The 14,141-nt window shown below is 68.7% G+C and carries 9 protein-coding genes; 3 read left to right on the top strand and 6 right to left on the bottom strand.

From position 1 onward, the window contains the following. Positions 1–248: 248 nt before the first annotated feature. Entirely contained in the window at positions 249–1,280 is a 1,032-nt protein-coding gene (locus tag E3O39_RS09715) for a right-handed parallel beta-helix repeat-containing protein (RefSeq protein ID WP_166787301.1), read from the top strand. A 207-nt stretch (positions 1,281–1,487) separates the two neighbouring features. Continuing rightward, positions 1,488–1,901 (top strand): universal stress protein, encoded by a 414-nt coding sequence (locus tag E3O39_RS09710; protein ID WP_241975375.1) that lies wholly within the window; start codon positions 1,488–1,490, stop codon positions 1,899–1,901. Between the two features lie 23 nt (positions 1,902–1,924). Here the strand turns inward: E3O39_RS09710 and E3O39_RS09705 are convergent, their stop codons facing one another. The 3 genes from E3O39_RS09705 to E3O39_RS09695 form a co-directional block, all read right to left on the bottom strand. Next, positions 1,925–2,251, bottom strand: a complete 327-nt coding sequence (locus E3O39_RS09705; RefSeq protein ID WP_134447417.1) for a DUF805 domain-containing protein — start codon at positions 2,249–2,251, stop codon at positions 1,925–1,927. A gap of 158 nt (positions 2,252–2,409) precedes the next feature. Next, entirely contained in the window at positions 2,410–2,676 is a 267-nt protein-coding gene (locus tag E3O39_RS09700; RefSeq protein WP_134447415.1) for a hypothetical protein, read from the bottom strand. A gap of 200 nt (positions 2,677–2,876) precedes the next feature. Next, a complete protein-coding gene (locus E3O39_RS09695) occupies positions 2,877–3,692 on the bottom strand; it encodes a bacteriorhodopsin (protein ID WP_134447413.1) in 816 nt (271 codons plus the stop codon). Between the two features lie 160 nt (positions 3,693–3,852). Here E3O39_RS09695 and E3O39_RS09690 point away from each other — a divergent pair, with 160 nt between their 5' ends. Further along, on the top strand, positions 3,853–4,311 hold the full coding sequence (locus tag E3O39_RS09690) for a MarR family winged helix-turn-helix transcriptional regulator (RefSeq protein WP_134447412.1): 459 nt from the start codon (positions 3,853–3,855) through the stop codon (positions 4,309–4,311). A gap of 14 nt (positions 4,312–4,325) precedes the next feature. Here E3O39_RS09690 and E3O39_RS09685 read toward each other — a convergent pair whose 3' ends face one another. Genes E3O39_RS09685 through E3O39_RS09675 form a run of 3 tightly spaced genes read right to left on the bottom strand, consistent with a single transcriptional unit; the run spans position 4,326 to position 14,137 of the window. Then, positions 4,326–6,098, bottom strand: a complete 1,773-nt coding sequence (locus E3O39_RS09685) for a hypothetical protein (RefSeq protein ID WP_134447410.1) — start codon at positions 6,096–6,098, stop codon at positions 4,326–4,328. Then, entirely contained in the window at positions 6,098–10,627 is a 4,530-nt protein-coding gene (locus E3O39_RS09680; RefSeq protein WP_134447408.1) for a hypothetical protein, read from the bottom strand. Before E3O39_RS09680 ends, E3O39_RS09685 begins: the two co-directional genes overlap by 1 nt. A gap of 3 nt (positions 10,628–10,630) precedes the next feature. Beyond that, entirely contained in the window at positions 10,631–14,137 is a 3,507-nt protein-coding gene (locus tag E3O39_RS09675; RefSeq protein WP_134447407.1) for a hypothetical protein, read from the bottom strand. Positions 14,138–14,141: the final 4 nt, after the last annotated feature.

Raw genomic sequence — 14,141 nt, 5'->3', positions numbered from 1 at the left:
CGTAATCTGCAGGCTGCTGTTGATCCCCGCCCCGCCTCTGCCATCGTGCACGCGACCGGTTCGGCTCCTGTCTTATTACAGGGTGCTGCCGATGTCACTTGCCTTATTCTGTCGACGCTTTCGTACCGTCGACGACGTTCCGTAGTGCCCTGTCCACTCCGACGGGGAGTTGTCGATCTCGTGGTCCACCCGAGGTTCGACCGGTTAGGCATTCTTCCTGTTCCACACCACAGGAAGCTGCTGATTTCGTGCTCCACTCATTCACCCACCCGTCCCGCTCATTCCCACTCTCCCCCGACACCCGGCGACTTTCGCCGCGCCGCATCGCCGCAGCCGCCCTCCTGACCGGCGCCGTCGCGGTGGCGGGGGTCGTTCTCACCCCCGGACCGGCCCACGCCGCCACGGTCACGAACGTGTCGACATCCGCTCAGTTGAAGACCGCACTCGGCAACGCGAAGCCCGGCGACACCATCCACCTCACGGACGGCACCTACACCGGCAAATTCGAGGCCTCCTCCGTCGGAACAGGTGCGGCGCCGATCACCCTCACCGGTTCACGAGCCGCCGTGCTCACCACCGGGTCGACCGGTTCCGGTTACGCTCTGCACGTCACGGGAGGACACTGGAACCTCACGGGGTTCCGGGTCGACAAGGCCGCCAAGGGCATCGTTCTGGACGATTCCGACTACACGATCATTTCCAGCGTCGACGTCGGACACATCGGCCAGGAGGGTGTGCACGTCCGCCACAGCAGCACGAACGTCGTGCTGCGCAACTCCTACGTGCACGACACCGGACTCACCTCGGCGAGCTATGGCGAAGGCGTCTACGTCGGCAGCGCGAACAGCAACTGGAGTTCTGTCATGGGCTCCTCGTCCAGCCCGGACAAGTCCGACAACGTGCTGATCCAGGACAACCGGATCGAGGACAACCCCGCGGAGGCGATCGACATCAAGGAAGGCACGACCGGCGGACGCATCACCGGCAACACCTTCCGCCATTCCGGCTACTCCGGCGACAACTCGGCCGATTCCTGGGTCGACGTGAAGGGTAACGGCTATTCGGTCTCGGGCAACTCCGGATCCTCGACCCTCGAGGACGCGTTCCAGGTGCACTCCGTGCTCTCCGGCTGGGGCGGCGGGAACGATTTCGCCGGCAACACGGTCACCGGCGGCGTCCCCGGCTACGAGGTCAACAACGCCTCGAAGACCGCGGGCAACGTGGTGCATTGCAAGACCTCCGGTGCCGGAAGCGGCCTCACCAACAAGGGTTGCAAGTAAGTCTCACGCCTCCGCACGGAGTTGCGGAGAAAACACATTCCCACCCCCACCGAGGTGTTTTCTCCGCAACTGACCGACCGCCCAGTGGCACCTCGCATTGACCGCGCGACGCAATGGCCGCATGATGGCCACACAGGGCGAGCCGTCCTGCCGAGAGAGCGGACGAATCCCATGAGTGACACCGGTGCGTTTCAAATTGTTGTGGGCGTGGATGGATCAGAGCCGTCAGTGAAGGCGCTCGAGTGGGCGATCGTCGAGGCGAAGCTGCGGAGCGCAGAGCTCACCATCGTCACGACGTGGTCGTATCCGATCATGGCGGGGACCCCGGGAGATATCGTTCCAGAAGACTCCTTCAAAGAGGTCTGTGAGCGCATCCAGGCCGAGGCTCTCACAGCCGCGACCGATGCCGGCCTCACCGCGACAGGCCGCATCGTGCGCGGTAGTGCGGTCACCGTGCTCCTGGAGGCCGCCGAATCCGCCAGTCTCCTCGTCGTCGGCTCGCGGGGCCGCGGCGGCTTCACGGGCCTGCTGATGGGGTCGGTCTCCAACCAGCTCGTGCATCACGCCGCGTGCCCCGTGCTCGTCGTCCGGTCGAAGCGCGCCCCGCTGTCCCAGGGGTGACACCAGCGCCCGGGGCCCTGTGACTATCTACTCGGCCGGCAGAGCAGCACGATCAGGATGATCACACCGACGATCGGGAGCAACAGGAACCAGAGCCATTTCCAGGAGAAGCCCGCATCCCGCAGGCGCCGGACCGCGACTGCGAGGAACGGCAGCACGATGACCACGATCCAGAGCGTGGAGAACAACCCGAACGCCGACGTGGGATTGATCGTCGAATCCAGGGTGCTGAGCGCGAAGTCGACGATCGTCACGAAGACCACCCACCACCAGTACTCTGAGCGGCGGGCGACTCCGGTGAACTGGCCGTATTGGCTGAACACGGACGAGATCGCTTGGCCGAAGGTCATTGGGGTTCCTGACTCAGAAGATGGATGCCGGTGCTACCGGACGTCCTTTCATCCTCCCAGATTCCGGCTAGCGGGTCTTGAGGTGGCGCATCTTGACGATGCTCACGGCGCCGGCGCCCGCAACGCCGTGCAGGCGAACGTGGACGTGATCACACGCGCTAGGTAATCCTGAAGGCCGCCATGGCGTTGTCGAGGAACTCACCGAATGGCCGCTGCTGATCCGACTCAAGCCACGCCACGCGTGCCGCCTGAACGATGGCCGCAGGTCGAGGGTCGCTCGCAGTCACGCTCCCGGCGAGCCGGGTGACCACTCGCCCGACGAGCAGCTCCTGCACCCGCTGCATCTTTTCGAGGTAGCGAGCGTTCAGCTGGGCGCTCCCCCGCACGATGCGCTCCATCGCATGGTTCGTCACCGGTTCGTCCACGGGCTTAGACCGCCCCGCGCCGGGTGTTCTTCGGCGAGATGGCCACGCAGGCCGTGCCCCACCTGCTCAACCAGCGTCTCGCCGAGCTGGCCGAGTGGAACCCCGTGTCGCTCCTCGCCGAAGGCAAATAACACCGTGGCGACCGTGCGGGCACCCTCATCAACCGAGCGATGCCCGCAGGTGAATCGCCGAGGACGGAGTCAGGAGCGGGTCGCGACCTCATCCCGCGAAAGCTCGATTCCGGCGAATGTGGGGTCGTCGTCGAAGGACTTGATGCGAGCCACCTGGTAGATGATCAACGCATAGACCGCCTTGGCGAGAATATCGGCGACGGAATAGCCGACCTGCTTGTAGACCCAGGCATCCGATCCGGAGATGTTGAGCAGCGGCAGCAGGTACGCGATCGGGTAGACGCCCCAACTGAGCAGGAGCAGGAACCGCAGCTGGCTCAGGATCTTGCGGACACCGGTCGGCTGCTGGTCGAGGGACTTGCTCAGTTGGACGAAGAGCACGAAGAGGATGTAGGCGAACGGGATGGTTGACAGCAGACCGAACAGTCCGCGAAGGCCATTGTCGCCGCTGATCTCCCCCGGATAACCGAGGATGATCATGAGCGCCGCGGCGGGAACGAGCCTCCGCAGGAGCGCCGACTGGACGGACCGCACGAGGGCGAGTACGGCGACGAGCTCGACGAGGAGCAACGGAACGGTGAGGAGCCAGTCGACGTAGCGGTAGCCCTCGTTGAAGCCGGCGCCGACGGCCTGAGAGTAGTCGCCCGTACCGCCGACGGCATCGGTCACGAACGCCGCCTTGAACGAGTCGAAGATGCGGAAGTAGTGGTAGGCGGCGATGCCGCAGACCACGATGGCCACCGTGATGGCCTGGCGGTACCGCGGCAGGATACGAGGCAGGGCGATCACGAGGAAGACAGCGGTGAAGAGCTGCGCCGCGATGACGAGCGACAGGAAGTTGTAGACGGTCTCGTACTGTCCGTGCGAGAGGATATCTGGAATCATGGCGTACTCCGTAGAAGTTCAGCGTTCCCGAGATAACTTAGTGTTTCAATTACATAGTAAGTAAGCTAAATCGTCAACATCTTTTTGGCCCGATTTCGCTAGGATCAGGTACACCAGTCGTGACGACACAAGGCTCGCTCCAGCGCAGGCCGGAGGAAACATGGACCACTCGGAACGGCCCCCGCACACGCTCAGTGGCTTTCCGGCCGCAGCTACCGAATTCGTGAGCGCCCTCGACGGCAACCGCCACCGCATCGCCGAGCGCGCCGGCGTCTCCGGAACCGAACTCCGTGCGCTCTTCCGGATCGCACGGATGGGGTCCATCACTCCGAAAGACCTCGCAACCCACCTCGGAATGACGACGGGAGCCGTGACAGCGATCTCCCGCCGCCTGGTCGACATCGACCTGCTTCATCGAATCGACCACCCCGGCGATCGCCGCAGTCTCTACCTGGAGCTGACTCCCCACGGACACGACGTCATGGGCGAGATCCACCGTGACTTCACCGACATGCTGTCGGCCTCCACCACGACACTGGACGCCGCGCAGCTCGAAGCGTTCACCGCTGCGCTCGCATCGGTAGCCGCTGAGGTGCGGATCAGATCGGCACAGCTCTGAGGCCTGGCCGGAACCTACACTGTCGGCGGATGCGTCATGTCGGTGAACGACAGAGCCGAGTCCCAGGCGAGACGACTGGAGGCCTCTCCCCGACCTGTGCGCACCCGATAAGCCGCCCACCGCGCGTAGCGCCCATCGGCCCGCCGCGCCAGCACCGGCACGGCACGCAGGTGCACGCCCTCCCTCGGCAGTTCTTCCCCCGGGAACGTCAGGGGCGTTGGACGTAGGGTGATTCCCCTCGGCAGGACGGGAACTCCGTCGCGCAGCAGTGCGGCTTTGCGCAGCGATACCTGACCGGGCGTCAACGCCACGGGTGCCAGCGGGATCCAGTGCGCGGGCACGACGGATTGCAACCTGTACGCCCGCTCCCCCTGGGTGAGGCCCTCCGGCCACGGATCGGGGACGGGCGGACGCTCGCTCGCGCGCCGCCGCGGATCCCCGCTTCGCCCCTGTACCGAGTTCTCGATGGCCCAGGCCATGTTGGCCATCTCGTCGCGCAAGAACAGCACGTCTTCGAGGGCCTCGCCCACGAGTGTGCCGACGGCCACGGGAGGCAGCACGATGCCGGGGAGCATCCGTCCGGCCGCCGAGGCAACGCCGAACATGGTGAACGCGGGATCGGCGAGCTCCGGAACCGTCACCACGTCGCCGAAGTCGTCGGTCAGGGTGACGGTTCCGACCCTGTTGACCGCGCCGAGCAGGCCGTCGACAGGCACGGCCAGCCAGTCATCACCCGAGGACAATGCGAATTCGGCAAGGCAGAGCCGTGCGAGGTCATTCGTCTGCGCCTCGATGGCGCCCACGTCGACCGCGCCGTCCTCGAGCTGCCAGTAGCGGTCGGCCGGCATGCCGGGGAACCGCAGCGGAGTGGCGAGCATGGTCGCCTCGCTGCCGACGGGGGTGCCGGCCGGTGCCTCGTCCGGCAGCCCGGCGCTGGCGCCCTCGACCCATTCGAGGTCGCTCCAGCGTACGGATGCCGAGCCGAATTGGGTGCCCCGGGCGAACACGGCGTCAGCCTCGTCACCGAAGCGCAGCGCGAATCGGTACTCCAGGCGTTCGGTCGACCAGGCGCCCCCGGAATCCGGCTCGCCGCCGAGCCAGGCCAGCCACTCGGCGATCGCCGAACGTGCGGCCGCGGCATCCGTCGCCTCGTCGATCCAGCCGGGATCCCCGGCGCGCAGCTCGGTGGCGAGTGTTCCCCCGTCGGGAACGGCGCCGCCGAGTACGACGAAGAGGCGGGCGGCCTGCGGGTCGTCGAGTCCGAGTGGATCGTTCGGGTCGTCGTCGAGGGCGAGTGGATGGCGACCCGTGAGCGTGCGTGCGAGCGCTTCTTCGCCGACGTCCGCAAGGAGGTCCACGAGCTGGGCTCCTGCCTCGGCGCGCTGTCGCAGGCCGTCGCCGAACGCGAGCTCCGGCACGTCCTGGATGAGCTCCTCGAGAAGCGCCCCCTCGCGCCACGGCCGCCAGTCGGCGTCTGCCAGATCGATCGCGGCGCCCGGCAGGGGGGCCCAGGCCGTGATCGGCAGCGCGCTCGACGCCACGTGCACCGACACGACGGATCCGGCATCCTCGCCGCTGAGTTCGCCGAACTGCCACTGCCGACCGAGCATCCACGCGGCATCGCCGATGCGCGCCTCGGCACCCGGGGCAGGGTCGCCGGTGACCGAGTCCGGCTCGAGCCGCACCATGGCCGGCGGGTCGGCAACCTGCAGCAGCTTCAGGATCCCCGCCAGGTTCTGGTCGGTCACCGCGCTGACCATCATGTCGATGGGAATCTTGACGGCCATCACTTCACCTCCGACAGGAACGGGATGCCGACCCCGGACCATTTCACCTTGGCCAGCTCCGTGAACTGGAGCCCTGTGCGGATCTGCAGCCAGGGGCTCGCCACGTAGATGGCGGGCAGGATGGCCGCGTCCCCCGGCGTGTGCTCATAGGTCACCAGCCGGGCCTTGGCCAGTTCCACGGCTTCCAGAACCGTCGCCACGACGGAATCGGTCGTCCACCTGGTGCCGTCTGGCGACACCGCGGAGAGCAGCACCTGCGGCGCCCTGGCCGATGCCTGGTTGGCGTGTACGGCGAGCCCGGTGGTGGCCCTGGCCGCGCGCAGCGGGTTGTCCGGCGCAGCTGGATCGAATGCTTTGGGGTCTGGTTGAAACGGCAGTGTCTCGGCCCAGCCGTCGATCGCGAGTCCGGCAAATGGGCCGGCGAAGTCGTCATGGCCGCCGACGAGTTCGACGACGAGGTGGCTCGCGGATGCCGCCGGCCAGGGGACGTCGTCGGGGAGAGACCCGGCCAGCCAGCGCTCCGTGCCCGCAGCCGGATCTCCGGTGGCGTCGTCGTGCTCGGTGAGCTGCACGATGCGGAGCGGGATCGGGATGCCGAGGGCCCCTCCGAGCAGTTGCGCCTCGGCGAGGCGGCCGACGCCGGCCTGGACCGTCGCGTGATCACGCAGGAAGGCGTTGATGTGTGCATGGGCCGGCTGTTTCTTCATGGCCGGCGTGACGATGGCGGTGTGGAATGAGTCGGAACCGGCGGGCTCCGTCAGCAGGGGCAGGAGCAGGAAACCGTCGCCGAGGATCCCCTCGGCCACGGCGCGGCAGGCGTCGACGATCTCGCCGGTGGTCGCTGGGACGTCGCGCGCCGGGTCGCGCAGGGCCACGAGCGTCGCCCGTGCCTGACCCAGGCGTGCGAACGCCGCCTGCCACGCGCCGACGGCCCAGGCGACGTTCGCGGGAATCGCAGTATCCGGAATCAGGGGGACGCCGAAGGCCGCGAGCCCGCGCACGGCGTCGATCACGTCGGCCACGGCATCCTCTTCGACCGCGAGGCCGTCGGAGTCGATGGCGGCGATGACCGCCTGGCCGGAGGCGAGCACAGCAGCGAGGGCGTCGAGCACAACGCCCACACGCGCGAGCAGCTCGTCGGTGTCGATCCGGCGTTCCGGGGCAACGCCGGTGCGCACGAGGGAGTCGGGGCCGAGCGGCGTTCCACCGGCAGCGAGCGAGCGAAGGCTGCCGGCGAGAGTGGCGGCGCGCAGCAGCCCGTCGGCCAGCGGCGAGTCGCCCAGAGCGGGTATGGCCGCACGCAGCTCCCGGTCGAGTGATGCCGCGTCGTCCGCGAAGACCAGGTCCAGGGCGGCCCAGCCTGCCTCGGCGAGGGTGTGACTGTTGGGGGCTTCGGTCACCGTGATGCCGGCAGGATCACCGAGGCGACGCGCCGCCCACGCTTCCAGCCTCGGTTCGGCGAGCGCGCGCGGGCAGGTGCTCGACCAGCCGGTCGCGCCGGCCGGGATGGCCGCGAACACGCCGTGGGTGAGGATGCGACCGGTCTGGCGCACGCCCAGGATACCGAGGTCTGGATCGACGGCGGCGCCGCTGGCCATGGCATCCATCGCGGCAGAGGCGCGCGACGGGTTGCCCGAAGAGTACTGCAGGACGCTCTCACTCAGAAGGGCATCCGAGACGGCGTCGAGTGTGGCCGCAGCTCCGCGCATGGCTGCGACCAGAAGGTCCCACTCAGCGTTCGACACGGGGTCCCAATTCTCGACGAAGGCGTTGTCTGGCTTCCGGCTGAGGCGGGCGCGCAACGGCGGGTTGACCACGGTGAGCGTATCGAGCGGGAACAGCCGCAGGAGTTCTGCGCCGTCGACGACATCGGCGGCGGCGACGCGCGCTGCCGCGACCTCCTGGGCCTCGTCGTTGCCGAGCTGATCGGTGGCCGCAGGCGCGATCTGCCGCAGGCTCAACTGGAACCGGGCCGCCGAGGTCCCGGCGAGGCCGCGTTCGATCTGGTACCCGAGCAGGGCGCCGATCGACTGCCCGGCCGCGACCCCTTCGAGCACGCGCCGGAGCTCGACGCCGCGCCGACTCGACAGGTCGATGGCGAACGGTTGTTTCCCCGGCAGTGCGCCGATGTTGGAGCGGTGAGCGCTCGCGAGGACGCCGGCGGCGACGGCGTGCGAGCTGCTGGGCGCGTGGATCCAGCCATCCGGATCGCTTCGGTTCGTTCCAAGACGGATCTGCTCGACGTAGCCGAACGCGCCGATGGTCATTCCGACGGGGGCGGTGGCCGCCAGGGTGGCCCGGCGTGCCGTCGCGATGCCCGTCGCCCACGCGTCGACTCGATGGGACGCCAGATCGAGCGCAGAGGCGACGGCGATGCGACGCTCGTCGAGCGGCGCCGCCGCGAGCGCGATCATGGCGGCGCGAACCTCGCCGCCCACGCCGAAGGCGTAGAGCAGTTCGGTAATGGCGCTGCTGCCGAGCCACCTCGCCTGCGCCGTGTCGCCGAAATCGAGCGCCACCTGCGCCAGGGAGGTGCGGGCCTCGGCCACTGGTTCGATGGCGGCGATGCTCACACGCTCGGTCGGCTGGCCGTCGAAGTGCTGCACGGCAGCGACCCGCTCGGCGGCGGCGAAGAAACGCTCAGGGGCCGTATCGTCGACGGCGGCGTCGGCGGATGCCGCCACCGTGATGATCCTCCTGATCTCGGGGTCGAGCTCCACGAAGTCGATCAGCGGGCCGACGAACTCCTGGGGCGCGGCGCGGAACCTCAGTCGCTTGGCGCCGTCCCATGCGATGTCGAGCAGGGCCTGCAGCACGCTGTCGACCTTCGGTGTTGTCCCGGCCAGGATCTCGGCCACGACGTCGGCATCGCGCTCCGAAACGAGGGGCAGACCGATGGTGCGGGAGTCGTCGTGCGGCGCCGGAGTCTGCAGGATCTTGGCGGCATCGACGGAGAACTGCGCCAGCACGGCCGTGCGCAGGTGAGCCTCGGCCTGCAGTTGGGCGGGATCCGCTCCGGTCGCGGCGGCGAAGGACGCGAGCTGAGGGCCGTCGACCGCCGGTCGGGCGCGCACGCCGGTGGCCACAGGGCTGGTGCCGAGCATGTCGAGCAGGTCCTGGTCATCGAGTTGGCCTCCGGGACGCACATGGGGAACGACGGGTGATCGGCTCACCCAACGGGCGAGCGTGCGCCGGATAAGAGGTACGAGCTGCGCCGTGGTCTCGCCGGAGCGCGGCTGCCAGGCGTCGAGATCCGTGACCGGCAGCACGCCGTATGGCTGGGCGCCGATGCGCAGCGCGGGGGCCGCCCCCGCTCCGCGCACGTAGTCGCGGTGCAGGCGCCGGGCCGACTCGATGCTTCCCGGGGTGACCGCGGGGATGGCGAGGTCGTCAAGGCGCTCGAGCACAGGCTCCCAGGTCGCGAACCAGAGTGCGGTATTGGCGGCGGCCTGAGCCTCGTCCAGGGTCGAGACCGGTCCGGCGGGGATGAGATGCTCGACGGATGCGGCGTCGAGACCGAGAGCTGCCGCGAGCAGGATGGCGTCCCGCGACGGCGTGCGCGATTCCACTGGCGGGGCGCCGGCGCTCGCGGCCGGACGATAGGGCGAGCGTTCGGCATCCGCATTGTTGGTGGCGGTTCCGGCGGCCAACAGGGAGACACCGTCGCTGAACCGGTGACTGGTGAGGAGGTCGACGAAGTCGGCGGCGTTGGCCTCCTCAGAGACCGAGTTGCGCGTTCCGACCACCACGACGCGGTCGATGAGCGTGGTGCCGCCGGGCAGCTGCACCTCCACCCCCAGGCCCGCCTTCTTGGCCGCCTCGAAGTCAACTGTCCACTCCGAGCCGACCGGCACGGTGAGGCCGGCTACCTGGCTCAGCTCGTCGTCGCCGAACGCGATCGGCGAGAGCGGCACGTCGGTCGCCACCGGCGAACCGGTCACCGTGATCGGTGCTGCTCCGTTCGGAAACACCCGCACCACGAACTGGTCGGGAAGGCAGCGGGCCACGGTGCCGTGGGCCACCTCCTCCGGTGATGCAGGGAAGATCGGGGCGCCCTGTCCTCGGGTGGCGAGGTTGGTGGGCGTCGTGACTTCGGCTACCCACCCGGCACGGCGTTCTCCCACGGCCGCGGTGAGTGCGGGCCAGGCGACCGCATCGGCGACGTCGGTCCAGACGGCCGACCAGTATGCCGCTCCGGCGGCGACCTCGGCATCCGTCACCGAGCGCAGCAGGCTGTCGATGTGCGCCTCGTCGGGCGAGATGCGCACCCGAAGCGTCGAAGTGCCCGGGGTCAGCTTGCTCTCGATGCGGACGGGTAGCAGCACCAGCGGAACCTCGGGAGACGCATCACACGGGTCGAGGCGGTCCCGCAACCCGCCGATGATCTCGCGCAGGTCGTCGTCGAGCGCGAGGATCTCGCCGCGCCGAACGTGGTCGGCCGGCCGCCGGATGAGCGTTCGGCGCTTCTCGGCAAGGGTGGCGATGCGCTCCCGAACTCTGGCCAGGACGGCTGGGGTCTCGACGGGCATGGTCTACGCCTCTCTCACGATGAGGTCCGTCGCCTGGAATGCGACCCGCACCGGACGGTGCAGGTGCTTCTCGGCATAGGCGGCGGAATGCGGTGCTGTGTCGGTGAGGTGCTTCTGGTCGGCCGGCAGCTGGGCGTCGGCCGGCCGCTGGAATCGGGTGGCGCTGGGATGCTCGGCGATGGTGATCCACCACTGCTCCCCGTCGAGCTCGTCGACGGAGAGGTCGACGCCCACGAGCGCGATGTCGGGATCGAGCACCTCGGAGAAGAGCACGGGGGCGGTCTGCTGCGGAGAGCCGACCTTCTCAAAAACCGGATCGCGCACAGTGCCCTGGTTCTTCACCGCCTGGATGATGAGATCAGGGAAACGCCGCACAAGCTCGCTCTTGACCACGATCACGGCACGGCCGTCGCCACCGCCGAGGGAGATCTGCGCCGCGAGAGGCGTCGCCGGGAACAGGTGGATGGGTGTCGCCAGCTCGTCGGCTGTCGGGTTCCAGAAACGGTGGAAGTAGGTGCCGCGCTGGTCGGTCGGGTAGCCCCGCCAGAGCAGCTCCCGGCCCATTTCGTCGCTCAGGCCGACGAAGAACGCCGCCATGAACTCACTGTTGGTGGAGAGTACAGTGACGAAGTCGCTTGCCGGCAGAAGGCCGAGCCCGGGGACGAGCCACTCACGGTCGTACTCCTCGAGTGCGCGGTACATCGGCCGGTCGAAACGCGGCGCCGCCATGATCGGTGCGATACGCGGCTGGGCGAACCAGCGATCCGCGAGGCCAACGCTGAGGTGAAGTCTCCCGGCGAGGGAGGAGCGCACGGTGTGCCGGGGATCGATCTCCCCGATGATGGCGGCGGATGCGACGGCCAGGGCGTCGCGGTGCGGCACGGCATCGATCGTGAGCAGGGCCCCGGGATCGATGAGCGACGTCATCTCGGCGCGCAGCACGTCGAGCGGAAGCTCGTTGATGCGATCAAGGGCGGGGGTGAGCTTCACCTCGGCCAGGTCTGCGAACTGGGCCAGTCCGGCATCGAGTTCGGCCACGTCCCTCATGTCGCCGAGTTTCTTGAGGTGCTGCGCGTCGATGACCCTGAGGCCGCGTCCGCCGATGAGCACGTGGCCTTCGACCGGGACGCGACGGAATTCGCCGCCGCCGAGGGGAACCCGCACCGCGCCACCGCCCTGCCGGAGGCGGCCCACCGCGCCGCCGATGGGTGATCTCCTGATGATCGGCGCGCGCGGGTTCAACGGTGCGACGATTCGGCCGACCTCGAACGGGTGCAGGTCGACAGGGTGTACGTCAACGGGGTGTACGTCAACGGGGTGTACGTCAACGGGGTGCACGTCAACGGGGTGCACGTCGACAGGGTGCACGTCGACAGGGTGCACGTCGACAGGGTGCACGTCGACAGGGTGCACGTCGACAGGGTGCACGTCGACGATGCCGAGGTCGACCAGCAGCCGGTCGTTCAGCTTCACGGCCGTACCTTTCAGGCGTTCGCGCAGCGGGCTGGCGATCGTCGCCTTCGAGAGCGAGATCTCGGCGGCGAGCGGGCCGATGCGCTGGGCACGGATGGACTCGATCGCGGGAACGGATGTCGAGCGCAGCAGCCGCTCGCTCCACCTTGTGGCGAGGTCCGCGCGCAGGTCGAAGCCGGTGTCGACGGCCTTCCAGCGGCTCGGCTCGGTGAGGTAGGTGGCGAAGCCGCCCGTACCCTCGACGCGTGCGTTCGCCTCCTTCAACAGTCCGCCGATGGTGTCGATCGGAGCGCCGATCGCCGCACTGACGAGCTGCAGGTCGAGGTGGGCGACGACATCGGCCGTGAGCCGCCCGATGCCCTCGGGGTTCGCGTATACCCGGGTGAAGTCCCGGAGCCCCGCGTCCGTTCCCACGACGTTGCCCGCGCGTTCGCGGGAGGCGGCATCCGTTCTCCTGATCATCGGTCCGGCCGGGCGGGTGACCCGCCGAAAGGCGCTCGTCGTCGCTGCGACCGGGGTCGAGCTCAGGACCACATCGGCGAACAGCGTGCTGCCCGCAGCGACCGAGATCCGGGTGGCGAGAGGAGCGGCGACCTGCAGCAGGTGCCCGGCCTGCAGCTCACTGATCCTGCCGTGGAGCCTGGTGGCGAGCAGTTCTGCCAGCTGTGCCAGGCGGATGGCGCGATTCGCCGCCTCCACCTCCCCGAGCTGGGCCCACGCCGACTGCATCAGACGCTCCTGGTCCCTCTGTACCACCCGGGTTCCAAGCCCGCCCACGATGCGCTTCACCGGAGCGAGGTTCAGCTCGGCGAACCAGTCGGAGCCCTCGATGACGGCACTCCCGCGATGCAGCTTGGCGTAGATGCGCGGGCCGATGATGGGCAGGTCGGGCACGCCATCCGTCTGCTCCTGCGTGCCCTCGATGGCGGCAGGCAGATCGAGTTCGGCGCGCAGGCCGTCGACCATTTCGGCGGGCCAGACCGCCGTCTCCGCGATCTGCTGCTCAGGAGTTGACGGCGCGCTCGGCGAGAACAGGGCACAACGCAGCACCTGCTTGCGCCCGACCTCGTCGGCACCGAGGGCCCGCAGTGGCTTGCCCGGCTGCGACGTGTCGATGAACTTGCGCCCGACCTCGTAGGGTGCGGCGATCCCCTGCAGCTTGATCGCGAGCGAGCGGAAGTCGCCGTCGGGACCGGTGCGGAACTCCCAGCTGTCGTAGACCGGGAGTCGCACCGGGTCTGGTGAGGAACTGGTCCAGGCCGGGTCGAGGGTGCCGCCCGCGAGGCCGAGACCTCCGCGCACGCCCACGTCGGTCGTCGGCACGAGGGCCGCGATGTAGTCGGTGTCCTGTTTCAGGATGCGCGGTGAGATGACCCGGGACAGGTTGACGGGAGCGTGCGCTGGTGAGAACCGGGCGGAGAGGTCCTGCCCTGTCGTCGTGGCCGGTACCTGGGCATGCGCCCACAGGTCGGCGCGAGTGAGCGTCGGCAATTGCGCGAGCGCCACCTGGAACACGGGGAGCAGTGTCCTGGACGCCGGCTCGCGCATGACCGTCGAACGCTCGAGCACGACGAGAGTAAGCCAGGGACGCATGACCGGAGCCTGCTGTGCGGCGCTGAACGCCCACGGCAGCTCGGGGCGATCGAATTCGATGTGGGCCAGCACGGTCTCCTCGGCTGTGCGAACGCCCGGGGCGGGGAAGCGCCGCACGATCTGCGCCGGGTCGATGCCGCGCACGTCGCCCGGACCGTACAGGGTCACCGAGAGGTCTGCGGATGCCGATCCCCCGGCGCTGTCGGTCAGGGGAACCTTCACCTCGGAGCTGGAACGCACCTTGCCGGGGGGCGGAGCGCTCGCCGCTGCGGAGAGGCCGCCGACGACCGTCGACGCGAACTCGAGCGACTCGATCGCAACGGCGCTCTCATCGAAGTCGTCCTCAGGAGCGATCGCCAGGGCGAAGGCGTCGCGCACCACATGAGTGGCCGTGCGGTCGAGCGGCGCGACGACGCTCGCTGCGAGGGCATCCAGGTCGGCCATCAGA

This window comes from Cryobacterium sp. MDB2-A-1 (assembly GCF_004402675.1).
Lineage (GTDB): Bacteria > Actinomycetota > Actinomycetes > Actinomycetales > Microbacteriaceae > Cryobacterium > Cryobacterium glucosi.
Note: the sequence above shows the minus strand (reverse complement) of the source record. Positions and strands in the feature narration are given on the sequence as shown.